Annotated in this window: 22 protein-coding genes, 2 tRNA genes and 2 pseudogenes; 12 read left to right on the forward strand and 14 right to left on the reverse strand. The window is 60.3% G+C overall.

The window, feature by feature from the left end; genetic code table 11:
• Positions 1 to 30: 30 nt before the first annotated feature.
• A complete protein-coding gene (locus AC0IXA_RS15840; protein WP_471813814.1) occupies positions 31 to 1203 on the reverse strand; it encodes a hypothetical protein in 1173 nt (390 codons plus the stop codon).
• Between the two features lie 157 nt (positions 1204 to 1360).
• Complete coding sequence (locus tag AC0IXA_RS15845; RefSeq protein ID WP_016773194.1) at positions 1361 to 2779, reverse strand: short-chain fatty acid transporter; 1419 nt, start codon at positions 2777 to 2779, stop codon at positions 1361 to 1363.
• A 342-nt stretch (positions 2780 to 3121) separates the two neighbouring features.
• Between AC0IXA_RS15845 and AC0IXA_RS15850 the strand changes: the two genes are divergently transcribed.
• The 4 genes and pseudogenes from AC0IXA_RS15850 (at position 3122) to AC0IXA_RS15865 (ending at position 6632) form a co-directional block, all read left to right on the forward strand.
• A complete protein-coding gene (locus AC0IXA_RS15850) occupies positions 3122 to 4435 on the forward strand; it encodes an MFS transporter (RefSeq protein WP_223630756.1) in 1314 nt (437 codons plus the stop codon).
• 204 nt (positions 4436 to 4639) lie between these two features.
• Positions 4640 to 5326, forward strand: a pseudogene (locus AC0IXA_RS15855) (PAS domain-containing protein); the annotation flags it as partial.
• A gap of 102 nt (positions 5327 to 5428) precedes the next feature.
• A pseudogene (locus AC0IXA_RS15860) lies at positions 5429 to 5866 on the forward strand (methyl-accepting chemotaxis protein); the annotation flags it as partial.
• 166 nt (positions 5867 to 6032) lie between these two features.
• On the forward strand, positions 6033 to 6632 hold the full coding sequence (locus AC0IXA_RS15865) for a flavin reductase family protein (RefSeq protein ID WP_471813816.1): 600 nt from the start codon (positions 6033 to 6035) through the stop codon (positions 6630 to 6632).
• A gap of 53 nt (positions 6633 to 6685) precedes the next feature.
• On the opposite strand, the gene ggt is transcribed toward AC0IXA_RS15865, so the two are convergent.
• Both ggt and AC0IXA_RS15875 read right to left on the reverse strand, forming a co-directional pair.
• Complete coding sequence (gene ggt, locus AC0IXA_RS15870; protein WP_471813818.1) at positions 6686 to 8518, reverse strand: gamma-glutamyltransferase; 1833 nt, start codon at positions 8516 to 8518, stop codon at positions 6686 to 6688.
• Between the two features lie 183 nt (positions 8519 to 8701).
• Positions 8702 to 9157 (reverse strand): hypothetical protein, encoded by a 456-nt coding sequence (locus AC0IXA_RS15875; RefSeq protein WP_264365761.1) that lies wholly within the window; start codon positions 9155 to 9157, stop codon positions 8702 to 8704.
• A 364-nt stretch (positions 9158 to 9521) separates the two neighbouring features.
• Between AC0IXA_RS15875 and AC0IXA_RS15880 the strand changes: the two genes are divergently transcribed.
• The gene (locus AC0IXA_RS15880) at positions 9522 to 9914 is read left to right on the forward strand and encodes a helix-turn-helix domain-containing protein (RefSeq protein WP_235374486.1); all 393 of its coding nucleotides are present in this window, start codon (positions 9522 to 9524) and stop codon (positions 9912 to 9914) included.
• A gap of 80 nt (positions 9915 to 9994) precedes the next feature.
• Positions 9995 to 10219 (forward strand): SymE family type I addiction module toxin, encoded by a 225-nt coding sequence (locus AC0IXA_RS15885; RefSeq protein WP_039761255.1) that lies wholly within the window; start codon positions 9995 to 9997, stop codon positions 10217 to 10219.
• 361 nt (positions 10220 to 10580) lie between these two features.
• On the opposite strand, the gene AC0IXA_RS15890 is transcribed toward AC0IXA_RS15885, so the two are convergent.
• Together AC0IXA_RS15890 and AC0IXA_RS15895 are read right to left on the reverse strand one after the other, a co-directional pair.
• Positions 10581 to 10657: transfer RNA gene (locus tag AC0IXA_RS15890), tRNA-Met, on the reverse strand.
• Between the two features lie 115 nt (positions 10658 to 10772).
• A complete protein-coding gene (locus AC0IXA_RS15895) occupies positions 10773 to 12830 on the reverse strand; it encodes a methyl-accepting chemotaxis protein (RefSeq protein ID WP_471813820.1) in 2058 nt (685 codons plus the stop codon).
• 436 nt (positions 12831 to 13266) lie between these two features.
• On the opposite strand from AC0IXA_RS15895, the gene AC0IXA_RS15900 reads away from it, so the two are divergent.
• Positions 13267 to 14484 carry an MFS transporter gene (locus AC0IXA_RS15900; protein ID WP_039761258.1) on the forward strand — a complete coding sequence of 406 codons (1218 nt, stop codon included), beginning with the start codon at positions 13267 to 13269 and terminating at the stop codon, positions 14482 to 14484.
• A gap of 144 nt (positions 14485 to 14628) precedes the next feature.
• Here AC0IXA_RS15900 and ychF read toward each other — a convergent pair whose 3' ends face one another.
• The 8 genes from ychF to AC0IXA_RS15940 all read right to left on the reverse strand — a co-directional run bounded on the left by ychF (position 14629) and on the right by AC0IXA_RS15940 (position 21551).
• Positions 14629 to 15729 carry a redox-regulated ATPase YchF gene (ychF, locus tag AC0IXA_RS15905; RefSeq protein ID WP_016773202.1) on the reverse strand — a complete coding sequence of 367 codons (1101 nt, stop codon included), beginning with the start codon at positions 15727 to 15729 and terminating at the stop codon, positions 14629 to 14631.
• Between the two features lie 22 nt (positions 15730 to 15751).
• Entirely contained in the window at positions 15752 to 16336 is a 585-nt protein-coding gene (gene pth / locus AC0IXA_RS15910; protein ID WP_016773203.1) for an aminoacyl-tRNA hydrolase, read from the reverse strand.
• Between the two features lie 171 nt (positions 16337 to 16507).
• On the reverse strand, positions 16508 to 17110 hold the full coding sequence (locus AC0IXA_RS15915; RefSeq protein ID WP_110602994.1) for a 50S ribosomal protein L25/general stress protein Ctc: 603 nt from the start codon (positions 17108 to 17110) through the stop codon (positions 16508 to 16510).
• Positions 17111 to 17251: 141 nt separating this feature from the next.
• Positions 17252 to 18193, reverse strand: coding sequence for a ribose-phosphate pyrophosphokinase (locus AC0IXA_RS15920; protein ID WP_003171603.1), 942 nt, complete (start codon positions 18191 to 18193; stop codon positions 17252 to 17254).
• Positions 18194 to 18238: 45 nt separating this feature from the next.
• Positions 18239 to 18313: transfer RNA gene (locus AC0IXA_RS15925), tRNA-Gln, on the reverse strand.
• A 37-nt stretch (positions 18314 to 18350) separates the two neighbouring features.
• Entirely contained in the window at positions 18351 to 19202 is an 852-nt protein-coding gene (ispE, locus tag AC0IXA_RS15930; protein ID WP_471813826.1) for a 4-(cytidine 5'-diphospho)-2-C-methyl-D-erythritol kinase, read from the reverse strand.
• Between the two features lie 3 nt (positions 19203 to 19205).
• Entirely contained in the window at positions 19206 to 19823 is a 618-nt protein-coding gene (gene lolB, locus AC0IXA_RS15935; RefSeq protein WP_016773207.1) for a lipoprotein insertase outer membrane protein LolB, read from the reverse strand.
• Positions 19824 to 19826: 3 nt separating this feature from the next.
• The gene (locus AC0IXA_RS15940) at positions 19827 to 21551 is read right to left on the reverse strand and encodes a tetratricopeptide repeat protein (RefSeq protein WP_471813828.1); all 1725 of its coding nucleotides are present in this window, start codon (positions 21549 to 21551) and stop codon (positions 19827 to 19829) included.
• Between the two features lie 182 nt (positions 21552 to 21733).
• Between AC0IXA_RS15940 and hemA the strand changes: the two genes are divergently transcribed.
• Genes hemA through murI form a run of 5 tightly spaced genes read left to right on the forward strand, consistent with a single transcriptional unit; the run spans position 21734 to position 26463 of the window.
• Entirely contained in the window at positions 21734 to 23020 is a 1287-nt protein-coding gene (gene hemA, locus AC0IXA_RS15945) for a glutamyl-tRNA reductase (RefSeq protein WP_016773209.1), read from the forward strand.
• Positions 23017 to 24099 carry a peptide chain release factor 1 gene (prfA, locus tag AC0IXA_RS15950; protein ID WP_016773210.1) on the forward strand — a complete coding sequence of 361 codons (1083 nt, stop codon included), beginning with the start codon at positions 23017 to 23019 and terminating at the stop codon, positions 24097 to 24099. The genes hemA and prfA overlap by 4 nt, the downstream gene beginning before the upstream one ends.
• Positions 24100 to 24930: a peptide chain release factor N(5)-glutamine methyltransferase gene (gene prmC / locus AC0IXA_RS15955; protein ID WP_471813830.1), complete on the forward strand. Its 831-nt coding sequence runs from the start codon at positions 24100 to 24102 to the stop codon at positions 24928 to 24930.
• Positions 24924 to 25679, forward strand: coding sequence for a molybdopterin-synthase adenylyltransferase MoeB (locus tag AC0IXA_RS15960; RefSeq protein WP_130900220.1), 756 nt, complete (start codon positions 24924 to 24926; stop codon positions 25677 to 25679). The genes prmC and AC0IXA_RS15960 overlap by 7 nt, the downstream gene beginning before the upstream one ends.
• Complete coding sequence (gene murI, locus AC0IXA_RS15965) at positions 25672 to 26463, forward strand: glutamate racemase (RefSeq protein WP_471813832.1); 792 nt, start codon at positions 25672 to 25674, stop codon at positions 26461 to 26463. The genes AC0IXA_RS15960 and murI overlap by 8 nt, the downstream gene beginning before the upstream one ends.
• The last annotated feature ends 58 nt before the right edge of the window (positions 26464 to 26521 follow it).

Genomic DNA, 26521 nt, shown 5'->3' on the forward strand with positions numbered 1-26521 from the left:
CATTGGCTGACACGGGGCCTCCGGCAGCGATTACAGAGCGGGTGCGGGCACGGCGGCGGCAGGCAGTGGCGCTTTCAGCTGTTGCAGTTGCGTCTTGACCGGTGGCGTTGCGCACTTGGCAGCCGCTTGTTCGGCGCTGAGATCGCGAATCGAGGTATAGAACAACTCGCAGGTTTTGACCTTTTGCGTCACCTGCCATGTCTGCATGCAGCTGTTCAGCGTGGTCTGCGCATCGCTGCCCGGCTTGCTGCCCATTCCGGCCTGCCAGCAGGCGGCACTCAAATCCTGGCCCATGACTTTCAGGCCCGCCGCGTCAGCCTTGGCCTGGGCATCGTCGCCGGTATAGCTCTTCGGATCGGCCGCGTACCAGATATAGCTCGGATGATTCGAGCCGAGCACCGGCATGTTCACCCCTTCGCTCGGACTGATGCTTGCCAGCCCCAATACGCCCACCGTCGGCCCATACTGTTCCTTGATCCAGTTGCGCACCGGCGCCCCGAACGCAACCATCGGCAGCGTCGTGCCGCTGGCGGTCTGGCTGAACTGCTTGACCAGCGTGGTCTGGTAATCCTTGAAGTAGTCGTAGACGTCCTCCAGATCCCCGCCAGCATTGGACGGCGCGGCAATCGGCGCGATGTCGATGATGGTCTGGTAAGCCGGCGTCTGCCCGGCAGGGATGCCGTTATCGGTCAGCAAAGTCGCCCAGCGATCGGTGGTGTTCGAGCGCAGGTAGTCCTGCGCCTGGGTCAGGGAGTAGTCAGGCGGGAAGTGCAGCAACTCGACGCTCTTGCGATTCTCCAGGGCCATGCCCAACGGCAGAAACAGATACCAGTTATAGGCCCATTTGCCATCGGCATTGAGCTTGCTGGCGCCGGCATAAGCCAGATCGCCGGCGTCGAGCAACGCCGACAGCGGCTTGTCATAGCCGTCCGGCACACCGGTGATCTCGGCGTAAAGCTGATCGTTGTCGGTTTTCACCAGCACCTTGGCATCGGCGTAACCGTCGCGCTGGACGCTCTGGCTCAAGTAATGAGCGACGGTCTGCTCCAGCGTCCAGTTGCGGAAGCAGATCACGCTGCAATTGTTGGGGTAGGCGAAGAGCCGGGTGACGCGCTCGGTGCTGCCCAGTTTCACGTCGACATCGGCGTGAGCGGCGGCGCTTAGCGTCAGTGCAACGAGGGTAAGTCCTGCAAGTTTGAACATGCTCAGATCCTTTTCAGCGTGGGTTCCCCTCGATTTGGGGGCGCTTCATAGTGGATCAGTGGTGTTTGACAGAAAAGCGGTTGAGTATGGATTTCATGATTTCCACGCCAGACCTGTGCAAGCGAGCGCTCGCTCCCACAGGCCTGGCTCGTTTTTGCTACGGCATCACCGGCGGCGTATACGCCAATGTCGTCCCCAGCGCCCACAACAGCAGCAGCACCAGTGGCGTGTGCACCAGCAGTTGCACAAACGAGAAGCCGATCAGATCCCGCGCCTTCAACCCGAGCACGCCCAGCAGCGGGAGCATATAGAACGGGTTGATCAGGTTCGGCAAGGCTTCGGCGGCGTTGTAGATCTGCACTGCCCAGCCGAGGTGGTATTGCAGGTCATTGGCGACTTGCATCACGTAGGGCGCTTCGATGATCCATTTGCCGCCGCCGGACGGGATGAAGAAACCGAGAATCGCCGAATAGACGCCCATCAGCAGCGCATAGGTGTCGTGGGAGGCGATGCTGACGAAGAAGGTCGAGATGTGATGCGCGAGGGTTTGCGCGTCGGCGCCTTTGACGGTGGTCATCAGCGCGGCGATCGAGCCGTACAACGGAAACTGGATCAACACGCCAGTGGTGGTCGGCACCGCACGGGCCACCGCATCGAGGAAGCTGCGCGGGCGCCAGTGCAGCAGCGCGCCGAGCATGATGAACAGAAAGTTATAGGTGTTCAGGCCGGAAATCGCGGTAATCGCCGGTTTGGTCGAAAACTCGTGAAACAGCCATCCCGCCGCCAGCAGCACCAACACGATGATCAGCAACGGGCTGTGTTCCAGCCATTCGCCGGGGCGCGTGCGCGGTTGCAGCGGCGGCAGGTTGAACGCCGGGTCGATGCCGCAGGCCTTGGCGTCGCGTGCCGAATTCGGCCCGGGCGCGGTGGCGTAGGCGATGATGATCGAAATCACGATCAGTGCCAGCAGCATGACCCCGGACTGCCAGAGGAAAATGGTTTCGGTGAACGGGATCACGCCAGTGATCGACAGGATCGACGGCGGCAGGCTGCCCGGGTTGGCCTGCAACTGTGCGGCCGACGATGACAAGCCCAGCGCCCACACCGCGCCAAGTCCCAGGTATGCCGCAGCACCTGCGGCGCGGTAATCCATTTTCAGATCGGTGCGGCGGGCGAGGGCGCGTACCAGCAGCCCGCCGAATACCAGCGACAGACCCCAATTGAGCAGCGAGGCGACCATTGAGATCAACGCTACCCAGGCCACGGCGGAGCGGCCGTTCTTCGGGATGCGTGCCAGTTTGTCGATCAGCTTGACTGCGGGCGGAGAGCTGGCGACGACGTAACCGCCGATCACCACGAAGGCCATCTGCATGGTGAACGGGATCAGGCTCCAGAAGCCGTCGCCGAAGGCCATCGCTGCAGCGGTGGGTTTGGCGCCCATGGCCAAAGTGGCCAGCGCAACGATGATGACGGCCAACGCGGCGAACACCCAGGAGTCGGGAAACCAGCGTTCGGCAAAACTGGAACAGCGCAGGGCAAAGCGCGCGGAGCGGCTATCTTCGATATCAACGGCCACGGGAAGTACCTCGGATTTTTTATGGTTATTTTGATCCGTGGGAGCAGTCGCCCGGCTCGACAGCCACAGAGACCCCTGTGGGAGCGAGCCTGCTCGCGAAGACGTCGGCACATTCAGCATCAGGTTGTCTGAACTGACGCTTTCGCGAGCAGGCTCGCTCCCACATGGGCGGCTGGTCGGTGTTGGCGTGGTCCCTTGGACAGGCGCTAACAGTAAATCAAGCGCCGCCCTTTTGTTGAGCAGGTTTTCGCAAACCGAGACTATGGTCTGACGGGTTGTCGATCCGCGCATTTGCGTAGACCATGAGCGCCTTGGTTTTTGCCGATGCCTGAGTTCTTTGTCATGACTGCCAATTCTCCAGCCCGACCGGCGCCGTTCAGCCGTGCCGATTACAAGACCCTCGGCCTTGCGGCGCTTGGCGGGGCGCTGGAAATCTACGATTTCATCATCTTCGTATTCTTCGCGCTGACCCTGAGTCAGTTGTTCTTCCCCCCGGAAATGCCGGAGTGGCTGCGTCTGCTGCAAAGCTTCGGCATCTTCGTCACCGGTTATCTGGCGCGGCCGCTGGGCGGGATTCTGATGGCGCATTTCGCCGACCGTCTGGGCCGCAAAAAGGTGTTCAGCCTGAGCATCCTGATGATGGCCCTGCCGTGCCTGCTGATCGGGATCATGCCGACCTACGCGCAGATCGGCTATTTCGCGCCCTTGCTGTTGCTGGCGCTGCGCATCCTGCAAGGCGCTGCGGTGGGTGGTGAAGTGCCGAGTGCCTGGGTGTTCGTCGCCGAGCATGCGCCTGTCGGCCATCGCGGTTACGCCCTCGGATTTTTGCAGGCCGGCCTGACCTTCGGTTACTTGATCGGCGCACTCACCGCGACCTTCCTGGCGCAGGTTTTCACGCCTGCCGAAATTCTCGATTACGCCTGGCGCTATCCGTTTCTGCTCGGCGGCGTGTTCGGCGTGGTGGGCGTTTATCTGCGCCGATGGCTCAGCGAAACCCCGGTGTTCATGGCCATGGAAGCGCAGCGCGAGGCGCGGGTCGAGCTGCCGCTGCGCACGGTGCTGCGTGAACATCGTCTGGCCATGCTGCCGGCCATGTTGCTCACCTGCGTACTGACCTCGGCAGTGGTGGTGTTCGTGGTCATCACCCCGACCATGATGCAGAAAACCTTCGGCATGACTGCCAGCCACACATTCGGCCTCAGTGCATTGGGCATCGTCTTCCTCAATATCGGCTGCGTGATCGCCGGTCTGCTGGTCGACCGCATCGGCGCCTGGCGCACGGTCATGCTCTACAGCCTGTTGCTGCCATTGGGCATTGGCGTGTTGTATGGCTGTCTGATCATGGGCGGGCATTGGATCGGCATGGCCTATGCGGTCGCCGGTCTCGCTTGTGGGGTAGTGGGTGCGGTGCCTTCGGTGATGGTCGGGTTGTTCCCGGCGCGGATTCGCGTGTCGGGCATTTCCTTCACCTACAACATTGCCTACGCGGCGTGGGCAAGTATCACGCCGCTGTTGCTGATTGGTCTGATGCCGTGGAGCCCGTGGGTCTGCGTAATCTTCTGTGCAGTGATGGGCGCGGTGGGAGTTCTGACAGCGGCGTATTTCGGTGCGCGCATGCCACGTACCGGACCGTGTCAGGCTGCCGGCGCTGCCTGAACCGCAAGCGCCGGATTATTTTCGACTGACGGGTCTGGCGCTGGCTTCAGAAAAGCTGCGCAAGGCCGATGGCTAGGTTGTATCCGCTAACTACCCTGCCATCGGTGCTTTCCCATGTTCAATAAACGCTTGAAACAAGAGCTGGCCGCTCTGCGCGAAGAACTCTCCAGCCTTGTACAAGTGAAGGAAAGCCTGGAAAGCGAAATGCTCGCGCTGACCCTTGAGCCCGACGGGCGGATTCGTTCGGTCAACCAGAATTTTCTCGATGAAATGCTCTACAAGAGCCAGGACCTGGTCGGCCGGGCAATTGAAGACATCGTGCCGGCCCACGTCAAAACCGACGAATTCCATCAGCGCTTCAAAAACTCGATGAGCCGTGGCGAGCACTTCGCCGGCGCCGTGCGCCTGTTGCGCGGCAATGGCGACGAGGCGTGGCTGCGTTCCATCGTGCAACCGGTACGCTCGTCCGATGGCCGGATCAGACACATTTCCTTCTACGCCAGCGACCTGACCCGCACCATCGAAGCCTCCCGCGAGCATGAGAACCTGATCGGCGCGCTGGTGCGCTCTACCGCCGTGATCGAGTTCGACCTCAACGGCAATGTGCTCAGCGCCAATGATCGCTTCCTCAACGGCATGGGTTACAGCCTGGCGCAGATCAAAGGCAAACATCACCGCACGTTCTGCGCCCCGGATGAGTACAACAGCGCCGAGTACCAGAACTTCTGGCGGCGCTTGAACAGCGGTGAGTTTGTCGCTGGCCGCTTCAAGCGTATCGACAGCCATGGTCGTACGGTGTGGCTGGAAGCGTCCTACAACCCGGTGGTTGATGCCAACGACAAACTGTACAAAGTGGTGAAGTTCGCCACGGTGATTACTGATCAGGTCAACCGCGAGCAGGCGGTTGCCGACGCGGCCAGCATCGCTTACAGCACCTCGCAACAAACCGACAGCACCGCACAACGGGGCACCACGGTCGTCACCGAAGCGGTCAACGTGATGCGTGATTTGTCGCGGCACATGCAGGCCGCTGGCGAAGGTATCGAGGCGCTCAACGAGCAGTCGCTGGTGATCGGCACGATCGTCAAAACCATCAGCGGCATTGCCGAACAGACCAACCTGCTGGCGCTCAACGCTGCCATTGAGGCGGCGCGCGCCGGTGAGCAGGGGCGTGGTTTTGCGGTGGTGGCCGACGAGGTCCGGCAACTGGCCTCGCGCACCAGCCAGGCGACGGACGAAATTGTCGGCGTGGTACGGCAGAACCAGGAAATGGCCCGCAATGCCGTGGCGCTGATGACCGACGGCAAGCTCCAGGCTGAACAGGGCCTGGCGCTGGCGGCGGAGGCGGGCACGGTGATCGTCGAGATTCAGGACGGTGCGCAGAAAGTGGTGGATGCAGTGGGGCAGTTTGCCAATCAGCTCTCTCACTGATCGACACTGACCAAGTGTGGGAGCGAGCCTGCTCGCGAAGGCGATTCAACATTTAACGTTAATGTTGGCTGATACACCGCTTTCGCGAGCAGGCTCGCTCCCACAGATTCTGTGTTTCTCCAGTGGCAGCGCTACAATCGGCTCCTTTTCCTCCGGAGCAGATCCCATGAGCGTCTCCCACCGCCGTCCGGTGCCCCTGAACAAAGCCTACCGCCTGCTCAACCACGGGCCGACCGTGCTGGTCAGCGCCGCTCACGACGGCCAGCGCAACATCATGGCCGCCGCTTGGGCCATGCCGCTGGATTTCGAACCACCGAAAGTCGCCGTCGTCCTCGACAAATCCACCTGGACCCGCCAGTTGCTCGAAGTCTCCGGCACTTTTGTGCTGAACGTGCCTTGCGTCAATCAGGCCGATATCGTGCAAACCGTCGGCAACACCTCCGGCCTGGAAATCACCCGCAACCAAGGTCAGGACAAGTTTCAGGCGTACGGCCTACACACCTTCGCTGGCGAACAGATTGAAGCGCCGCTGCTTGAGGGCTGTGTCGCCTGGCTCGAATGCCGCCTGCTGCCGGAGCCGCGCAATCACGAGCAATACGACCTGTTCCTTGCCGAAGTCATTGCTGCCCAGGCCGATGAGCGTGTGTTCAGCGATGGGCGCTGGCATTTCGAGGGGCATGACGGCTTGCGCACGCTGCATCACGTTGCGGGCGGGCATTTCCTGACGATTGGGGATGGGGTGGATGGCAAGACGTTGGCGGTCTGATTTACTCCCGGGAGAAGGCCTGCTGCTCGGCAGGCCTTTTTCAATGCAGTGTTTCAGTCCCCCAACGCCTCTCCCTCACGCCGAGGATCGGCACCCCCCGTCAATGTCGCTTTGCCCTGCGCATTTTTCACCCGCACGATCGCTTGGGTGCCGCTGGTCATGTCGATTTCGCTGAGCGTGTGGCCCTTGTCCTTGAGTGCCTGGATCAGCGCTGGGCTGAACTGTCCCTGTTCCAGTTCGGTGGGGCCATTGCGGCTGCCGAAGTTGGGCAGGTTGATCGCACTTTGTGCATCGAGGTTCCAGTCGAGCAGGCCGATAGTGGTTTTCGCCACGTATTCGATGATTTGCGAGCCGCCGGGGGAGCCGACCGTGGCGACAAATTCACCAGTGTTGCGATCAAAGATCAGCGTCGGCGCCATCGAAGAGCGTGGGCGTTTTCCGGGTTCGACGCGGTTCGCGACTTTCTGCCCGTTCTCTTCGGGGATGAAGGAGAAGTCGGTCATCTGGTTGTTCAGCAGAAAACCCTGAACCATCAGGTGCGAGCCGAACGCGGCTTCGATGGTGGTGGTCATCGACACGGCGCCGCCGAGATCATCAACCGCGACCACTTGCGAAGTCGAGATGCGCAACGGCGAGCGGTCCGGTGCGTAGGCCACCTGTACGCCCGGCGGTGTGCCCGGTTTGGCGCTGCCCATGCTGCGCTCGCCGATCAGGCTGGCGCGGCTGGCCAGGTAGGCAGGATCGAGCAGACCTTTGACCGGCACCGGGACGAAGTCGGTGTCGGCCACGTATTGCGCACGGTCGGCATAGGCCAGACGTTCAGCCTCGGCGATCAGATGCACCGCTTGCGGCGCCGGTTCGATGCCGGCCGGCCTATTGCTGTTCACTGGTTTGAGCGGGGTCAGCGACAGGCGTGGATCGCGAGTCTCCAGCGCCTGCAACGTGCCGAGAATCTGCGCCACGGCGATCCCGCCCGACGACGGTGGCGGCATGCCGCAGACCTGCCAGCGCTTGTAATCGGTACACAGCGGCGCGCGCTCCTTGGCCTGATAACGCTGCAAATCGGTCAGCGACAGGCTGCCGGGGTTGGCGTGCTGTTGAACCTTGGCGACGATCTCTTCGGCGATCGGACCTTTGTACAGCGCATCGGCACCTTCGCTGGCGATACGTTTGAACACGGCGGCCAACTTCGGGTTCTGCAGGCGCGTGCCGACAGCTTTGACGCTGCCATCGTCATTCAGGAAGTACGCAGCCATGTCTGGCGACTGGCGTATCAGTGGATCGGCAGTCAGCAGCGAATGCAGGCGCGGGGAAATCGCAAAGCCTTGCTCGGCCAGTTTGATCGCCGGCTCAAACAGCTTCGCCCAAGGCAAGCGACCGTGCTTCCGATGCGCCAGCTCCAGCGCCCGCAATACCCCGGGCGTACCGACCGAGCGCCCGCCGATCTGCGCTTGCGTGAAAGCCATCGGTTTACCGTCAGCCTTCAGGAACAGCTTCTCGGTGGCCCCGGCCGGGGCCGTTTCGCGGCCGTCATAGGTGCGCACCTGCTTGCCATCCCACAACACAATCATCGCCCCGCCACCGATCCCGGAAGACTGCGGCTCAACCAGCGTCAACACCGCCTGCATCGCAATCGCCGCATCAATCGCCGAACCACCCTGACGCAACATCTCCCGCCCGGCTTCGGCCGCGAGTGGATTGGCAGCAGCGGCCATGTGTTTATTGGCGTGTCGGGTTTGCAGATCAGTGCGGTAACCGGAAGCGGCTTCCGGTGCCAGCGGCAACGAGGAAGAGGGCGGGGCGTTGCATGCGGTGAGGGTCAGAGCGCTGACAAGCAGTGTCAGGACTGGCAGGCGAAAGCGCTTCAAAGGCTGGGCTGGAAACACGCGGGCTCTCCGTCCGTGGGGTAGAAGTCTTGGGGGACTTTATCGGGCGGGCGGGCGGGGTGCAAACTGCGTGAGGATTACAGCCCTCCCGCTCAGCGGCCGCGCCAATCGATTGGCCGAAAACGATGCCCTCGTTGGAGCGAGCCTGCTCGCGAAAGCGGTAGCTCAGGCGGTGCTATTTTCTTAGTTCTTAGTCGTGTGAAGCGTGCCGTCGGCCATTTTGCTCGGCAGCATTCCCAGCACAAACACGCTGGCCGGCCCGCCGGCGCCACGGATGGCCCAGTTCAGGCGCTGTTGCAAAATCCCGCCGCCGGCCAGACGCCCCAAAGCCAGGTCGGCGCCTATTGCCGTCGCGATCGCGGTGCTGGCGGATGGCATGAGCATGGCGCCGGCGACCATGATGTTGCCGAAGTTGCTGGCTGGCTCCTTGGCAGTGCCAGCGTCCGTGCGACACCAGTTGTCCGGCGTGCAGGACTTGGCAAATACCTTGTCTTCGCCTGGCTTGGGCGCAGGCCACTCATCCTTCTCGATGTACACCGGCTCCGGCGCTTTCGGTGGAAGCAAAGTAAACCAGGCCCTGCCACCGCTATACGGATTTAAAAACCAGTCATCGTCGAGAAGGTATTTGTATGGAGGCATGCCAACTCCCTGCATGGCGCTGAATCGAGCCAGGGGAGCTTGTCGGTCGAAGGGCAATTCGGGGAGAGAGGGGCGGGTGCTTGAAGTGATGAAAAATCCAGTTCTTACGTGAGCAAAGCCTGCTTCCTACAGGGCTATCTCAGTCAATCGGTTTTGCGCCTGGGTCAGGCGAAATTATCGTCGGTCGCGCCTGTAGTCTTTTCCTTTGAATCGCTGACTACGCCGGATTTCTCTTACAGATTATTCAGGTCGACAGCCTACGCGGCGTTGCCTGAGGATGGTTTCTGTAGTTTTTCCAGGATGGATATCAGATGAAGAGGATGAGTCCGTTGCCATTCGATTTTATTTTCAGTCGGCCGCTGTCATGAGCATTTCCAATGAGGATCGTGATTTTCTGATGGCGTTGGGCAGTCGCATTGCACATTTACGCACGGTGCACGAGATAACACAGACGCGGTTTGCAAGGGCTTTAGGTCTTTCCCGGCAGACCTTTCAGGGTTACGAGGAGGGCACGCGCAGCATGCCGGTCACGACACTGGTGAAGATGGCATTTGCGCTTCGCGTTCCCGTTGAAGACCTGCTCGGGGTTCCCTCGTACACGGAGACGCCCAGGCGCAGCTTGACCTCGACGTGGTATCGAAGGCTGCAGTCCATCAATGAGCTTTCGAAGGTCCAACAGAAGGTGATTGCGCAGATGCTTGACGCGCTGATCGCACAGGCAGGGACCAAAACGAGCAACGAAGAAACAGAAGTTTGAAGTAACCCAAAGAACGCGGAACCAAGGTGCGCGAACACCCTGGCCCGCTAACCACGAAGCAGCTTAGAAGGAGCTGAACCATGGCTAAAACCAATCATACGACATCAACCCCCATCACTGAACGCCGGTTGAAAATCGCCGCAGATTTTTACCCGGTCCACACCAAGGAAAAAACCTACAGCCCCGCCAAACCCGTACCCTGGATCAGACTGCGCGGCCTGTGGTTACGGCAGGCAGGATTCGAGGTGAACGAGAACGTCAAAGTGCGTGTGATGAAAGGGTGTCTGGTGATTACAGCGGAATAGATGAATCGTCCAAGTACAGCCGCAACGCCAGTTGCGTAGGAAAAACGCCGCTAACCCTCAAGGGATAGCGGCGTTTTTTCTGAAATAGCGCTTTTGATTATTTAGAATTTTATGGCGGGTGGGGCCTGTAATACCTAGCTAAGAGCCTGGTTGTGAGGAAGGCATTATTTTGAATTTGATATTTGGCTTATGTGAAAAAAGGCGAATTGCAAACTGTAAGAAAGTCTGACGGATGAGCGGCTGCGAGCCCACTGATCAATCGAAAGGGCTGAAGATAGACTTCTGTGGGTGGGGAACCGGAGGGGAGATTATTGCAGGCATAAAAAAACGGCCTACCTTTCGGTAAGCCGTTTTTAGTACTTGGTGGCTACACAGGGACTTGAACCCCGGACCCCAGCATTATGAATGCTATGCTCTAACCAACTGAGCTATGTAGCCAAGTGGCGCGCATTATTCCCCTGAAATGGCAAAGCGTCAAGCGTAAATCGAAAATATTTCTTCCTGTTTTCAACCGCTTATCCTCCAGCCCCGAAAATCGGGGCCGGGGAGGGCGTCAGCGCAGTTGGAATCTGGCGGTATTGGCGCTCAGCGCCTCGCTGCCCTGGCTCAAGGTGTCCGCCGCGAGGTTTACGGCCCGTGCACCTTCAAGCAAACGCACGGCGGCCTGATCGACCTGTTGGATATTGCCGCTGACTTCATCGGCGGTGCTCGCCTGCTCTTCAACCGCCGTGGCGATCTGCGCCAGGGTGTCGGTGACGCTCTGTACGGCGCTGGCGATTTCTCCCAGGCGTTCGCCGAGTCCGGTGACCGCCTCGGCATCCGATTGCGCCTGACCACAGGCGGCTTCCATCAGGCTCACCGCTTCGTTGACCGTGGCACGCAGGCTGTCGACGGTGCCGGCGATCTGCGCGGTGGACGATTGCGTGCGTTGCGAGAGGCTGCGCACCTCGTCGGCGACCACGGCAAAGCCGCGACCCTGTTCGCCGGCGCGGGCGGCTTCGATGGCGGCGTTGAGCGCGAGCAGGTTGGTCTGCTCGGCGACGCCGCGAATGGTGTCCACGACCAGTTGAATCTGCTGGCCTTGCTCGCTGACCCGGCCAAGCGCGGCGGCGGTGTCGTTCAGGCGCTGATTGAGCTGCTGAATGCTGGCCGTGGTGCGTTGGCTGTCGCGGCTGCTGTCGGCGGCGATGCGCCGGGTGTGCTGGGCGCTGCCGGAGGCCTGTTCGCAACTCTGCGCGACGCCTTGCGAGGTGGCGGCCAATTGCGTGGCGGCAGCGGCAATCTGGCTGATCTGCAACTGCTGCGCCTCGACTTCGCTCAGGGCGCCGCTGGAGTGTTGGTTGAGGCTGCGTACCGCGTTGCTCAACTGCGAGGTCTCGTGGTCGACGCCGAGCATGCTGCTGCGCAGCTGCACCACGGCGACGTTGAGCGCGGTGCTGATCGCTGCCAGCTCATCGCGCCCCACCACCGGCACTTGCAGGCTCAGGTTGCCGTCGCGCAAGGCCTCAGCGAGCAAGGTGATGCCGCTGGCACTGCGGCGGATCGAGGCTTGCAGGCAGACGAACAGGTACAACGCGGCCAACAGCAGGCAACCGAAGATTGCGGCGACAACAATGAACTGGCGGATCGCCGAGCTGTAATACGCATCAAGCCGCTGATCCAGCGCGACCAGGGATTGCTGGCGCAGGGAAGCGAGGTCGGTGAGCAGCGCGTCGAGGCTGCGTTCGAAGTCCTCTGGCTTGAGGTTGATGCTGCCGCCAAACACACCGTCGTCGAGGACTTTCAGGCCGCTGTCGAGGTGTTTCAGGCTGTCGTGATACTGACCGGCCCAGGCTTGCAGCTCGACTGGCAGACGCGCCTCCAGCAGGCCGGCGGTTTTCACCAGTTGCTCGCGGGCGTCACCAATGCGGCTGCGCAGGTCGCGCAACTGCAGGCGGCTCTGCAGGGTGAACTGCCCGGAGACCACCGAGGCCTGGCCGACCGCGGCGAGACGGCCGACCCGCTCGATCAGGTCCGGTGCGTGTTGCGTGGAAATCTGCGTCAGCAGGTAGGTTTCCAGCCACGGCGCGAGGGTCAGGCGATTGTCCATCACAATCTGCTCGCGCAAGGCTTGCAGCGCGCCCAAGGCATTGGTGAAGCGGTCATAACCGTCCGGCCACCAGCCGACATTGCTGAGGCTTTTCGTATCCAGGCCATTAAGTGCGGTTTGCAGCGCCTGAAAGCGTTCGAGGATTGCGCCGTCGGCACCTTGCTGGTTCAGGGCATTGCCCAGCTCGGTGGTGGCTTGCAGCACCGCCGGTTGCACGCCGTCGAAGGCAGCCATGGCGGCGAGGGTGGCCGGTGTCGGCTGGCGATTGGTCTCGGTGGCGCGCCAGCGGGCGGCGCGGTCGCGTTGCGCGGCGAGCAGGTTGTCCAGCGCATCCAGCGCGAGCAACTGACGCACGCCGGCACGTTCGCCCGAAATCAGGTTGAGCTTCTCGCGATAGTCATGGCCGATCATCAACAGGCTGCCGGCCAGCGGCAGAATGAACAGCAGAAACAACAATTGGAATTTACCTGCGAAGCCAAACCGCCCCAGCAATTTGATCCCCGGTGAAAGGAAAGCCTGCATGCCTCATGACTCCTCTGGACACCACGCACCATTGGCGTGCATCGCGAACCTTTCGGCTGCGACCTGTGCCCTCTAAAAGGCCTCGAAAGTTCACCCATGCCCGCTCTGTAGGCCGGCTCTGTAGCGAAACTTCCCATTGTCGAGCGCCTTTGTAAGGCGATCGTGTTCAAGGGCAGAAGCAAGGCAAGATTCAGACCATGGCGTTGCGCTATCACTTTCGCCACCAGCGATCCCCTGTAGGAGCTGCCGAAGGCTGCGATCTTTTGACTTTGATGCTTAGAAGCAAGATCAAAAGATCGCAGCCTTCGGCAGCTCCTACACGGTGGTGTGTCATCAATAACTTAGTTAGCTGGCTAAGGGGATAGCGCTGGCGCACCGAAAAATGGCACATTGGCGCACCTGCCTGCGGGCACCCATCTGCTGTCCGGAATTTTCCATGGCTATCAGCAACGTTCAGACCGCCGCTGCCTCGGCGACCGCTGCTCCGCAAAGCAGCCCCTTGGTGATGCGCATCATCGGCGCGGTGGCGCTGGCGCATCTGATCAATGACCTGATCCAGTCGGTGCTGCCGTCGATCTACCCGATGCTCAAAGCCAATTATGGCCTGACCTTCACCCAGGTCGGCCTGATCACCTTGACCTTCCAGTTGACCGCGTCGCTGTTGCAGCCGTGGGTCGGTTATCACACTGATCGCCACCCCAAACCGTGGCTGTTGCCGGCGGGCACGGTGTGTACGTTGATCGGCATTCTGATGATGTCGGTGGTCGGCAGCTTCCCATTGATTCTGCTGGCGGCGGCGCTGATCGGCATTGGCTCGTCAACCTTTCACCCGGAAGCCTCGCGTGTTGCGCGACTGGCCTCGGGCGGCCGGTTTGGTCTGGCGCAATCGACCTTTCAGGTCGGCGGCAATGCCGGCTCCGCGTTCGGCCCGTTGCTGGCGGCAGCGATCATCATTCCCTTCGGCCAAGGCAATGTGGCGTGGTTCGGTCTGTTCGCGGTGTTTGCGCTGTTCGTGCTGTACCGCATCAGCCGCTGGTACGCCAATCACCTCAACTTGTTCAAGCTCAAGGCCGGTCAGGCGGCGACGCACGGCTTGTCGAAGGGCAGGGTAACCAGTGCGCTGGTGGTGCTGGGGCTACTGGTGTTCTCCAAGTATTTCTACATGGCCAGTTTCACCAGCTACTTCACCTTCTACCTGATCGAGAAGTTCGACCTGTCGGTTGCCAGCTCGCAGCTGCACTTGTTCCTTTTCCTGGGCGCAGTGGCGGCGGGGACGTTCTTCGGTGGACCGATTGGCGACAAGATCGGGCGCAAGGCAGTGATCTGGTTTTCCATCCTGGGGGTGGCGCCATTCACCTTGATCCTGCCGCATGTCGATCTGTTCTGGACCAGCATTCTCAGCGTGGTGATCGGCTTCATTCTGGCGTCGGCATTTTCGGCGATCGTGGTGTACGCGCAGGAACTGGTGCCGGGTAATGTCGGGATGATTGCCGGGATCTTCTTCGGCCTGATGTTCGGTTTCGGCGGGATTGGTGCCGCGCTGCTCGGGCATCTGGCGGATGTGCACGGGATTGAGTACGTATATTTCCTGTGCTCGTTCCTGCCGTTGTTTGGTGTGTTGGCGATCTTTCTCCCGCGTACTAAAAAAGCTTGAGATCAAAAGATCGCAGCCTTCGGCAGCTCCTACAAAGGATAGATGTACATCTGTAGGAGCTGCCGAAGGCTGCGATCTTTTAACAATCTTTCGGGCACAAAAAAGCCGCGTATCAAACGCGGCTTTTTCTTGCCCGGCTGTTGCTTAGACGTTGAAGCGGAAGTGCATCACGTCGCCGTCCTTGACGATGTAATCCTTGCCTTCCAGGCGCCATTTGCCGGCTTCTTTGGCGCCGGCTTCGCCCTTGTACTGGATGAAGTCGTTGTAGGCGATGACTTCGGCACGGATGAAGCCTTTTTCGAAGTCGGTGTGGATCACGCCAGCGGCCTGTGGTGCGGTGGCACCGACCTTGACGGTCCAGGCGCGGACTTCTTCGACACCAGCGGTGAAGTAGGTCTGCAGGTGGAGCATTTCGTAGCCGGCGCGGATAACGCGGTTCAGGCCAGGTTCTTCCAGGCCCAGAGCCTCGAGGAACATGTCCTTCTCTTCGCCGTCGTCGAGCTCGGCGATTTCCGCTTCGATCTTGTTGCACACCGGAACGACCATAGCGCCTTCTTCTTCGGCAATGGCCTTGACCACGTCCAGGTGCGGGTTGTTCTCGAAACCGTCTTCAGCGACGTTGGCGATGTACATGACCGGTTTGGTGGTCAGCAGGTGGAAGCCCTTGATCACGGCTTTCTCATCCGCGCTCATGTTTTTCATCAGGCTGCGTGCCGGCTTGGCTTCGGTGAAGTGCGCGATCAGTTGCTCGAGCAAAGCCTTCTGAACCACGGCGTCCTTGTCACCGCCCTTGGCGTTGCGCGCGACTTTCTGCAGTTGTTTCTCGCAGCTGTCGAGGTCGGCAAAGATCAGTTCCAGGTCGATGATTTCGATGTCGCGTTTCGGGTCGACGCTGTTGGAAACGTGGATCACGTTGTCGTCTTCGAAGCAGCGCACCACGTGAGCGATCGCGTCGGTTTCACGGATGTTGGCCAGGAACTTGTTGCCCAGGCCTTCACCTTTCGAGGCGCCAGCGACGAGGCCGGCGATGTCGACGAACTCCATGGTGGTCGGCAGGATGCGCTTGGGATTGACGATGGCCGCCAGAGCTTCCAGACGCGGATCCGGCATCGGCACGATGCCGCTGTTCGGCTCGATGGTGCAGAAGGGGAAGTTCTCGGCCGCGATACCGGATTTGGTCAGGGCGTTGAACAGGGTGGACTTGCCGACGTTAGGCAGGCCGACGATGCCGCAATTGAATCCCATGGTGTTTCCCCTCGGGTAAAAGTCAGGCCTTCTGGCTGTGCAGGTTTTTCATCGCGCGGTTCCATTCCCCGGCGAGGATATCCGGCAGCACGCCGAGGGCAAAGTCGATGCTGGCATCGAGTTTTTCCTGTTCGGCGCGTGGCGCACGACCCAGGACGAAATTTGAAACCATACTGGCAACGCCCGGGTGGCCGATGCCAAGCCGCAGGCGGTAGAACGTATTCTGATTGCCCAGTTGCGCAATGATGTCGCGCAACCCGTTGTGACCGCCATGGCCGCCGCCCTGCTTGAGCTTGGCAACGCCCGGAGGCAGGTCGAGTTCGTCATGCGCCACGAGGATTTCTTCAGGCTTGATGCGGAAGAAACCGGCGAGTGCCGCCACGGCCTGGCCGCTGCGGTTCATGTAGGTGGTGGGAATCAGCAGACGAACATCCTGACCCTGATGCGAGTAGCGCCCGGTCAGGCCGAAATATTTGCGATCGGCCACAAGATTCACATTCTGTGCGTGGGCGATGCGCTCAACAAAAAGGGCCCCTGCGTTATGCCGGGTCTGTTCGTATTCAGCGCCTGGATTTCCCAGGCCAACGATCAGTTTGATGGCAGTCACGATAGGGGCCCTTCCTTGGAGTGGTGGATAACATCGCCGTGATCGGGGAAAGCGGCGAAAGTGGACGAAAAATGCTCATTTACCATGGATGTAAACTCCGCGTTCTCGCCCGCTTTCTCGCTACGTTCCAGTCCGCGATGTTACTTGCTCACTCCGGCATGACAGAGTGAATTACTCTGCTGCGCCTTCTTCGGTAGGTTCTGCAGCAACACGTGGAGCGTGGACGTTGGCAACAGCCTTGTCATCGCCGTGTGCCAGAGCAACGAACTCAACACCTTTAGGAGCTTTGAGGTCCGACAGGTGGATGATGGTGCCGATTTCAGCTTTCGACAGATCGACTTCGATGAACTCAGGCAGATCTTTTGGCAGGCAGGTCACTTCGATTTCAGCAACAACGTGCGAAACTTCGCCGCCTTTCTTCACTGGAGCTTCTTCGCCAACAAAGTGTACAGGCACGATGGCGGTCAGTTTCTGGCCGGCAACAACGCGTACGAAGTCAGCGTGCATCACGTGGCCTTTGGCCGGGTGACGCTGCAGCGCCTTGATGATGACGTTCTGCTTGGTGCCACCAACGTTCAGCTCGATGATGTGGCTGTAAGCCGCTTCGTTTTCGAGCAGTTTGGCAACTTCTTTGGCCAGCATGCTGATGGATTCAGGGGCTTTGTCGCCTCCGTAAACTACAGCTGGAACCAGGCTTGCGAGACGACGCAGGCGGCGGCTCGCACCTTTCCCCAGGTCGGAACGCACTTCAGCATTCAGAGTAAAATCGTTCATTTTGTATCTCCAAAATAGCCATGACCGAGTGGCGTTTGCGACCAGCGCCGAGCACGGTATGGGCAAAAAAGCCCCGCCCCGACAGGAATGCCGGGGCGGGGCGCTTTTCGTCAACGAGACATTTCGCGAAGGGCAGGGCCCTTAACGGAACATCGCGCTGATCGATTCTTCATTGCTGATGCGGCGAACCGCTTCGGCAACAACCGGTGCGATATCCAGTTGACGGATACGTGCACAGGCTTGTGCTGCAGCGGACAGCGGGATGGTGTTGGTCACCACCAGCTCGTCCAGCACGGAATTTTCGATATTCTCGATGGCCCGGCCCGACAGCACAGGGTGTGTGCAATAGGCAAAGACCTTGGCTGCGCCATGCTCTTTCAGGGCCTTGGCCGCGTGGCACAGGGTGCCGGCGGTATCGACCATGTCATCGACGAGAATACAGGTACGCCCTTCGACATCACCGATGATATGCATCACTTCAGAGTGATTGGCTTTCTCACGGCGTTTGTCGATGATCCCGAGATCGACGCCCAGCGACTTGGCAACAGCCCGTGCACGCACGACCCCACCAATGTCCGGAGACACGATCATCAGGTTTTCGAAGCGCTGATCTTCGATGTCATCCACCAGAACCGGGGAGCCGTAGATGTTATCTACCGGAATATCGAAGAAGCCCTGAATCTGGTCAGCATGCAGATCAACCGTGAGAACACGGTCGATGCCGACTACGGTAAGCATGTCAGCAACGACTTTAGCGCTGATAGCCACACGTGCGGAACGCGGACGGCGATCCTGACGGGCATAACCAAAATAAGGAATAACAGCAGTGATACGAGTAGCCGAGGAGCGGCGGAAGGCGTCAGCCATCACTACCAGTTCCATCAGGTTATCGTTGGTCGGAGCGCAGGTCGGCTGAATAATGAAGACGTCTTTACCGCGAACGTTTTCATTGATCTCGGCTGTGATTTCGCCGTCGGAAAACTTGCCGACAGAGATGTCACCGAGAGGGATATGCAGCTGACGTACGACACGCCGAGCCAGATCGGGGTTGGCATTCCCCGTAAAGACCATCATCTTGGACACGCGCAGTACCTAGAGGCTGAGGGTAACCTGGATGAGTAGAGAAAATGGCAGGGGCGGCTGGATTCGAACCAACGCATGGCAGGATCAAAACCTGCTGCCTTACCGCTTGGCGACGCCCCTGTATCTGTTGCTTTCAAGTGCCGGGCACTTGATTCCTTTAGAGCAGACTTTGCAGCTTGCGATGCAACATCGAAACGTTGCTTCCTTTCGCTACAAACCCTGTAAGGGTCTCTGTCAGAAGGGCCGAGACTTTATCAGCTTCAGCTTTGCTTGGGAAGCCCCCAAACACACAACTTCCAGTTCCGGTGAGCTTTGCTTCGGTAAATTTACCTAACAAATCCAATGCGTTACGTACCTCTGGATAACGCCTTGCTACCACCGGCAAGCAGTCATTTCGACTGTTTCCCTCGGGAACGGGGCGCACTTTAATGGGCGGTGTGTTACGTGTCAACAAAGGATCGGAAAAAATTTCTGCCGTACTAACAGCGACTTGCGGCACGAGCACCAGATACCACGGTTCTTCGGGGTCGACCGGGGTCAGTTTCTCGCCGACGCCCTCGGCAAATGCTGCATGGCCACGGACGAACACCGGTACGTCGGCGCCCAGTGACAAGCCCAGTGCGGCGAGGCGATCTTCATCCCAGCCCAGTTGCCACAAATGGTTGAGACCGAGCAAAGTCGTCGCCGCATTCGAACTGCCGCCACCGATGCCGCCCCCCATGGGCAGGACTTTGTCGATCCAGATGTCGATGCCGAGCGCGCAGCCGGACTGTTGCTGCAACATCTTCGCCGCGCGCACGATCAGGTTGCTGTCGTGGGGCACGCCGGCGAACTCGGTGTGCAGTTGAATCATGCCGTCATCGCGCACGGCGAAAGTGAGTTCATCGCCGTAATCGAGGAATTGAAACAGCGTCTGCAATTCGTGATAACCGTCTTCACGGCGACCGAGAATGTGCAACATCAAGTTGAGTTTGGCCGGCGAGGGCAGGGTCAGGCGTGCAGCGGTCATGCTTTATTGCCCCAACTTGCGCGGTTGCCAGGTCTTGATCACCAGCGTCACGTCGAGGTCGGTGCCGTGCAGCTTGATGCGCTCGGGGAGCCAGTAACCATTCTGTTCGGTGTAGGCGGTGTATTCGACTTTCCAGCCGTCCTGCTCAAGGCTGGCCAGACGACTGTCGGCGTCCAGGTTCAAGCGACTTTTGCTTTCCGGAGCGGGCAGGCCACGAACCCACCAGGCCAGATTCGACACCGGTAATTTCCAGCCCAGCTGTTCTTCGAGCAGAGCTTCGGGTGATTGCGATTCGTAGCGGCCCTGGTTGGCGACTTCCAGCGACACCTTGCCCGGACGCCCGGTCAGGCGTGCCGCGCCGCGACCCAGCGGGCCGGACAGGCGAATGTCGTAGTAGTCCTGACGCTGCAGCCAGAACAGTGTGCCGCTGCCGGAATCCTTCGGCGCGCGGATGCCGATCTTGCCGTCGATCTGCCAGCCGTCGAGGCCGGTCAGTTGCTGTTTGTTTGCCGCCCACTGGGCCGGGCTGCCGTGGCCCTCGACCGATTCGCGAGTGCCGAAACCCGAGCAGCCGGCGAGCAGGGCGATGAAGCTGAAAACAATAACGTGGCGCAAAAGCATGGTTTAAAGATTCTCGGATCCGGTCAGGCGCTTGATGGTGCTGCGCAGAATGGTGCTGTCGGGCTGATCCTTGAGGAACTTGCCCCACACTTGTTTGGCTTCGCGTTGATTGCCCTTGGCCCAGAGGACTTCGCCAAGGTGCGCGGCGACTTCGTGGTCGGGGAAGCGCTCGAGCGCCTGGCGCAGGTATTTCTCCGCATCGTCCAGATTGCCCAGGCGATAGTTCACCCAGCCGAGGCTGTCGAGTACCGCCGGGTCTTCCGGATTGATCTGGTGCGCCTGCTCGATCAGCGTTTTCGCTTCAGCGTAGCGGGTGGTGCGATCGGACAAGGTGTAGCCCAGCGCATTCAGCGCCATGGCGTTGTCCGGGTCGCGCTTGATGATCAGGCGCAGGTCTTTCTCCATTTGCGCCAGATCATTGCGTTTCTCCGCGAGCATGGCGCGGGTGTAAAGCAGGTTGAGATCGTCCGGGTATTTCTGCAGCGCTTGTTGCAGAACCTTCCAGGCCTTGTCGTCCTGTTTGTTGGCCGAGAGGCTTTCCGATTCGATCAGATACAGCTGAATCGCGTAATCCGGTTGCTCGTCACGCTCGGCCGCCAGTTTGCTCTGCGCTTCGGCGGTCTTGCCGTTGCTCATCAGGATATCGGCCTGACGCAGCTGTGCCGGCAGATAGTCATTGCCCGGGCCGACCTGTGCGTATTCGATGAGCGCGCCTTGCGGGTCGTTGCGCTCTTCGGCAATCCGGCCGAGGTTCAGATGTGCCGAATCGACGTGGCTTTCGCGAGCGATCAGGTCTTCCAGATAACCTTTGGCCTCATCCCACGCCTTGGCTTCCAGGCACACCAGTGCCAGCGAATAACGCAGTTCGTCGTCTTCCGGGTATTGCTGAACGAGGGTGGAGAATTCGGCCTTGGCGTCGTCCATGCGGTCCTGTTCGACCAGCATGCGCGCGTAAGTCAGGCGCAGGCGCTTGTCTTCCGGGTATTTCCTGATGCTTTTCTGCAACAGCGGCAGCGCTTCGTCGCCACGGTTGAGCAATTGCAGCAGGCGCGCACGCAGCAGGATCGGTGCAATTTCGCCGTCTTCCGGTGGGTTGTCTTCGAGCAGAGTCAGCGCGCCTTGATTGTCGCCGTCCTGCTGCAACAGCAGAGCCTTGCCGAAAATCAGCTGATTGTTGTTCGGGTGGCGCTCAAGCAAACGGTCGAAGCTTTTCATCAGACCGTTGCGGGTTTCCTGATCGGTGTCGGCGGCCGACAGTGCGAGGAAGTCGAAATGGGTGTCGCCCTTGCCCTGCAGGACTTTCTCCATGTAGACCATGGAGTCGTCGTAACGCCCGGCGCGAGCCAGTTGTACGGCAGCGGCGCGTTGCGCTTCGAGATCGTCCGGGGCATTGCGGGCCCAGATCAGCGCGGTGTCGAGGGCCGGTTGATCGGCGCCCAGATATTCGGCGATGCGGAAAGCCCGCTCGGAGACGCCCGGATCCTGGGTGTTGATGGCCTGGGTCACGTAATTGTCCAGGGCAATGTCGAAACGATTGCGCTGGCCGGCGAGTTCGGCGCTCAGCAGGCTGAACACGGTTTCCTCGCTGAATGTGCCGTAAACCTTGGGCTTTTCAGGTGCGGGCGTGGTGTCTTCGACCGGCGGGGTGCCGTCCGGCGCAACGGGCGCCATGGCCTGGCAGCCGCTGAGGAAGACAAAAGCGAGGAGCAACGCGGAAGATCTATTCATATAGGAAGAGGACGACTAACCTGCGGTCGGATCATCATGACACAAGCCTTCGGCCAAACATAACCGAGACTCAATTGTGGCCATTATAGGGGCTGACGATTGGGACAATAGTCAGCGGTAGTTGTTCTGAATCTTTCGAAGTAGGACAATTGCCGGCTTCACGTCACCATCAGCGACCTTGAATGGCCTTCCTTGCACTCGGTATCAACCACAAGACTGCATCAGTAGACGTGCGCGAGCGCGTGGCCTTTACCCCTGAGCAACTGGTGGAGGCCCTGCAACAGCTCTGCCGACTGACCGACAGCCGCGAAGCCGCGATCCTCTCCACCTGCAATCGCAGTGAGCTTTATATAGAACAGGATCAGCTCTCGGCCGATGTCGTGCTGCGCTGGCTGGCCGATTATCACCATCTGAGCCTCGACGAACTGCGCGCCAGTGCCTATGTGCATGAAGACGATGCGGCTGTTCGTCACATGATGCGCGTCGCTTCCGGGCTCGACTCGCTGGTGCTGGGCGAACCGCAGATTCTCGGCCAGATGAAATCGGCCTACGCCGTGGCCCGCGAGGCCGGCACCATCGGTCCGCTGCTGGGGCGGCTGTTTCAGGCGACCTTCAATGCCGCCAAGCAAGTGCGTACCGATACCGCGATCGGCGAGAACCCGGTGTCGGTGGCGTTTGCCGCAGTGAGCCTGGCGAAACAGATTTTCAGTGATCTGCAACGTAGTCAGGCGCTGCTGATCGGTGCCGGCGAGACGATTACGCTGGTCGCGCGCCATTTGCATGAGCTGGGGGTCAAGCGCATCGTCGTCGCCAACCGCACGCTGGAGCGCGCCAGTCAGTTGGCCGAGCAGTTCGGCGCTCACGCGGTGCTGCTCTCGGACATCCCGGCGGAGCTGGTGCGCAGCGATATCGTCATCAGTTCGACCGCCAGCCAGTTGCCAATCCTCGGCAAGGGTGCGGTGGAAAGTGCGCTGAAGCTGCGCAAGCACAAGCCGATCTTCATGGTCGACATCGCCGTACCGCGCGATATCGAGCCGGAAGTCGGTGAGCTCGACGACGTTTACCTGTACAGCGTCGACGATCTCCACGAAGTGGTCGCCGAGAACCTCAAGAGCCGTCAGGGCGCTGCACAGGCGGCGGAGGAAATGGTCTCGGTCGGCGCCGACGATTTCATGGTGCGCCTGCGCGAACTGGCGGCGGTCGACGTGCTCAAGGCCTATCGTCAACAGAGCGAACGCCTGCGCGACGAGGAATTGCAGAAGGCCCTGCGTCTGCTGGCCAACGGCGGCAACGCCGAAGACGTGCTCGGGCAACTGGCCCGTGGCCTGACCAACAAACTCTTGCATGCGCCCAGCGTGCAGTTGAAAAAGCTGTCTGCCGAAGGCCGCCTCGATGCGCTGGCCATGGCCCAGGAACTCTTTGCCCTTGAGGGCTCACCGGATAGTTTTTCGGATAAAAAACCGCAATGAAAGCGTCACTGCTCAACAAGCTGGACATTCTCCAGGACCGTTTCGAGGAACTGACCGCGCTGCTCGGCGACGGTGAAGTCATTGCCGATCAGGCCAAGTTCCGCGCCTATTCCAAGGAGTACGCCGAACTCGAGCCGGTAGTGGCCGCCTATAAAAAGCTGCTCGGCGTACAAAGCGATCTTGAAGGCGCGCAGGCACTGCTCAAGGACAATGACCCGGACATGCGCGAAATGGCCGTGGAAGAAGTTCGCGAAGCCAAGGAGTTGCTGGTCACGCTGGAATCCGATCTGCAGCGCATGCTGCTGCCTAAAGATCCGAATGACGGGCGCAACGTCTTCCTCGAAATTCGCGCCGGCACCGGTGGCGACGAGGCGGCGATCTTCTCCGGCGACCTGTTCCGCATGTACTCGCGTTATGCCGAGCGGCGTGGCTGGCGCGTCGAGATCCTCTCGGAAAACGAAGGCGAACACGGTGGCTATAAAGAAGTCATCGCGCGCATCGAAGGCGACAACGTTTACGGCAAGTTGAAATTCGAGTCCGGTGCACACCGCGTCCAGCGCGTCCCGGCGACCGAATCCCAGGGCCGGATCCACACGTCGGCCTGCACCGTGGCGGTGTTGCCCGAGCCGGATGAGCGCGAAGCCATCGAGATCAACCCGGCGGATTTGCGCGTCGATACTTACCGTTCCTCCGGCGCTGGTGGTCAGCACGTCAACACCACCGATTCGGCGATCCGCATTACCCACATCCCGACCGGCACCGTCGTCGAGTGTCAGGAAGAACGCTCCCAGCACAAGAACCGTGCCCGGGCGATGGCGTGGCTGTCGGCGAAACTCAACGATCAGCAGAACGCAGCGGCGGCCAACGCGATTGCCAGTGAGCGCAAGTTGCTGGTCGGTTCCGGCGATCGATCCGAGCGCATCCGCACCTACAACTATGCCCAGGGCCGGGTCACCGACCATCGCGTCAACCTGACCCTGTATTCCCTGGATGAAATTCTCGCCGGTGGCGTCGAAGCCGTGATCGAGCCGTTGCTGGCCGAATATCAGGCTGACCAACTCGCAGCGATAGGTGAATAAATGACCATCATCGCCAGCCTGTTGCGCGCTGCCGAGTTGCCGGACTCGCCGACTGCGCGTCTGGACGCGGAACTGCTGCTCGCCGCCGCACTGGGCAAGTCGCGCAGCTTTCTGCACACCTGGCCCGAGCGCATCGTGCCGAGCGAGGCTGCGCTGACCTTTGCCGAGTATTTGCAACGGCGGCGTAGCGGTGAACCGGTGGCCTACATTCTCGGCCAGCAGGGCTTCTGGAATCTCGATCTGGAAGTCGCGCCACATACGCTGATTCCGCGCCCGGACACCGAATTGCTGGTGGAGGCAGCCCTTGAGCTGCTGCCGGCAACCCCGGCCAAAGTCCTCGACTTGGGCACCGGCAGTGGCGCGATTGCTTTGGCTTTGGCCAGCGAACGCCCGGCGTGGAAAGTCACCGCCGTGGATCGCGTGCTTGAAGCCGTGGCCCTGGCCGAACGCAATCGCCAGCGTCTGCACCTGAACAACGCTACGGTGCTGAGCAGCCATTGGTTCAGCGCCCTTGAAGGCCAGCGCTTTCAATTGATCATCAGCAACCCGCCGTACATTGCCGCCACCGATCCGCATCTGGTCGAGGGCGATGTACGCTTCGAACCGGCCAGTGCGCTGATCGCCGGTGAGGATGGCCTCGACGATCTGCGCCTGATTGTTGCGCAGGCGCCGGATCATCTTGAAGCCGGCGGCTGGCTGATGCTCGAACACGGCTATGATCAGGCCGAAGCCGTGCGTGATCTGCTGCTTACCCGTGGCTTTGAAGAAGTCCACAGCCGCACCGATCTGGGCGGCCATCAACGCATCAGTCTGGGGCGCCTGCCGTGCTGAATGATCAGGAATTGCTGCGCTACAGCCGGCAGATTCTGCTGCAACACATCGACATCGACGGGCAACTGAAGCTCAAGGCCAGCCGCGTGCTGATCGTCGGCCTTGGCGGTCTCGGCGCGCCGGTGGCGTTGTATCTGGCGGCAGCGGGCGTCGGCGAGTTGCATCTGGCGGATTTCGACACGGTCGATCTGACCAACCTGCAACGGCAGATCATTCACGACACCGACAGTGTCGGCATGTCCAAGGTCGACTCGGCGCTCAAGCGCCTGGGCGCGATCAATCCCGAGATTCAACTGGTCGCCCATCGTCAGGCGCTGGACGCCGATTCCCTCGCCGCAGCGGTGGCGGCGGTGGATCTGGTGCTCGATTGCTCGGATAACTTCTCTACCCGTGAGGCAGTCAACGCCGCCTGTGTTGCCGCGCGCAAGCCCTTGGTCAGCGGTGCGGCAATTCGTCTGGAAGGGCAGTTGTCGGTGTTCGATCCAAGGCGTGCCGAAAGCCCTTGCTACCACTGCCTGTACGGACACGGCAGCGAAGCCGAACTGACCTGCAGCGAGGCCGGCGTGGTCGGTCCGCTGGTTGGTCTGGTGGGGAGCTTGCAGGCGTTGGAAGCGTTGAAGGTGCTGGTCGGCTTTGGCGAGCCATTGGTGGGGCGTTTGTTGCTGATCGACGCGCTGGGTTCGCGCTTCCGTGAGCTGCGGGTCAAGCGTGATCCGGGCTGCAGCGTCTGTGGCGCGCGCCATGCGTGAAGCGCCGATCGGCGTGTTCGATTCCGGGGTCGGCGGCTTGTCGGTCCTCGGCGAAATTCAGCGCTTGCTGCCCAACGAATCGCTGCTTTATGTCGCCGATTGCGGGCACATTCCTTACGGCGAGAAAACCCCGGAATTCATCCGCCAGCGTTGCAGTGCGATGGCAGGATTTTTTCGCGAGCAGGGGGCCAAGGCTTTGGTGCTGGCATGCAATACCGCGACGGTGGCCGGTGTTGCCGACTTGCGTCGCGACTTTCCCGACTGGCCGATTGTCGGCATGGAACCGGCGGTCAAACCGGCCGCAGCGGCCACGCGAAGCGGCGTGGTTGGCGTCCTGGCCACGACCGGCACGCTGCAGAGCGCAAAGTTTGCCGCGTTGCTCGATCGTTTCGCGGCTGACATAAAAGTCATCACCCAGCCGTGTCCGGGATTGGTCGAACTGATCGAAACGGGTGATCTGCACAGCGCCGAATTACGCACTTTATTGCAAGGTTACGTCGCTCCATTGCTCGCGCAAAACTGCGACACAATCATTCTTGGCTGCACCCATTATCCCTTCCTCAAGCCGTTACTCAGGTCGATGATCGCCGACGATGTCAGCCTGATCGATACCGGATCTGCCGTGGCCCGGCAGTTGCAGCGCTTGCTCGCCGAGCGTGATCTGCTGGCGCAACGTCCGAGCCAGCCGGTGAAGTTCTGGACCAGTGCCGATCCGCAATCCCTCAGAAAAATCCTACCGTTGCTGGGCCAAACTGCGTCGAATGTGCAAAACTTCGACTTGTAAAAAAAATGTGAAATAACTGAAAAAACGCTGAACTTCTGACCAAGCGCGGATTTCTATA

The sequence above is a fragment of the Pseudomonas sp. AC083 genome, from assembly GCF_979253165.1.

What these genes read in the sequence shown, in the direction of transcription:
- AC0IXA_RS15895 (WP_471813820.1), bottom strand. Translation starts at nt 12,830, where the DNA reads ATGCAGGCTTTCCTTTCACCGGGGATCAAATTGCTGGGGCGGTTTGGC.
- AC0IXA_RS15875 (WP_264365761.1), bottom strand. Translation starts at nt 9,157, where the DNA reads ATGCCTCCATACAAATACCTTCTCGACGATGACTGGTTTTTAAATCCG.
- ispE (WP_471813826.1), bottom strand. Translation starts at nt 19,202, where the DNA reads ATGACCGCTGCACGCCTGACCCTGCCCTCGCCGGCCAAACTCAACTTG.
- AC0IXA_RS15915 (WP_110602994.1), bottom strand. Translation starts at nt 17,110, where the DNA reads ATGAACGATTTTACTCTGAATGCTGAAGTGCGTTCCGACCTGGGGAAA.
- ychF (WP_016773202.1), bottom strand. Translation starts at nt 15,729, where the DNA reads ATGGGATTCAATTGCGGCATCGTCGGCCTGCCTAACGTCGGCAAGTCC.
- AC0IXA_RS15900 (WP_039761258.1), top strand. Translation starts at nt 13,267, where the DNA reads ATGGCTATCAGCAACGTTCAGACCGCCGCTGCCTCGGCGACCGCTGCT.
- AC0IXA_RS15840 (WP_471813814.1), bottom strand. Translation starts at nt 1,203, where the DNA reads ATGTTCAAACTTGCAGGACTTACCCTCGTTGCACTGACGCTAAGCGCC.
- AC0IXA_RS15880 (WP_235374486.1), top strand. Translation starts at nt 9,522, where the DNA reads ATGAGCATTTCCAATGAGGATCGTGATTTTCTGATGGCGTTGGGCAGT.
- hemA (WP_016773209.1), top strand. Translation starts at nt 21,734, where the DNA reads ATGGCCTTCCTTGCACTCGGTATCAACCACAAGACTGCATCAGTAGAC.
- AC0IXA_RS15885 (WP_039761255.1), top strand. Translation starts at nt 9,995, where the DNA reads ATGGCTAAAACCAATCATACGACATCAACCCCCATCACTGAACGCCGG.
- prfA (WP_016773210.1), top strand. Translation starts at nt 23,017, where the DNA reads ATGAAAGCGTCACTGCTCAACAAGCTGGACATTCTCCAGGACCGTTTC.
- murI (WP_471813832.1), top strand. Translation starts at nt 25,672, where the DNA reads ATGCGTGAAGCGCCGATCGGCGTGTTCGATTCCGGGGTCGGCGGCTTG.
- lolB (WP_016773207.1), bottom strand. Translation starts at nt 19,823, where the DNA reads ATGCTTTTGCGCCACGTTATTGTTTTCAGCTTCATCGCCCTGCTCGCC.
- AC0IXA_RS15940 (WP_471813828.1), bottom strand. Translation starts at nt 21,551, where the DNA reads ATGAATAGATCTTCCGCGTTGCTCCTCGCTTTTGTCTTCCTCAGCGGC.
- AC0IXA_RS15850 (WP_223630756.1), top strand. Translation starts at nt 3,122, where the DNA reads ATGACTGCCAATTCTCCAGCCCGACCGGCGCCGTTCAGCCGTGCCGAT.
- AC0IXA_RS15865 (WP_471813816.1), top strand. Translation starts at nt 6,033, where the DNA reads ATGAGCGTCTCCCACCGCCGTCCGGTGCCCCTGAACAAAGCCTACCGC.
- prmC (WP_471813830.1), top strand. Translation starts at nt 24,100, where the DNA reads ATGACCATCATCGCCAGCCTGTTGCGCGCTGCCGAGTTGCCGGACTCG.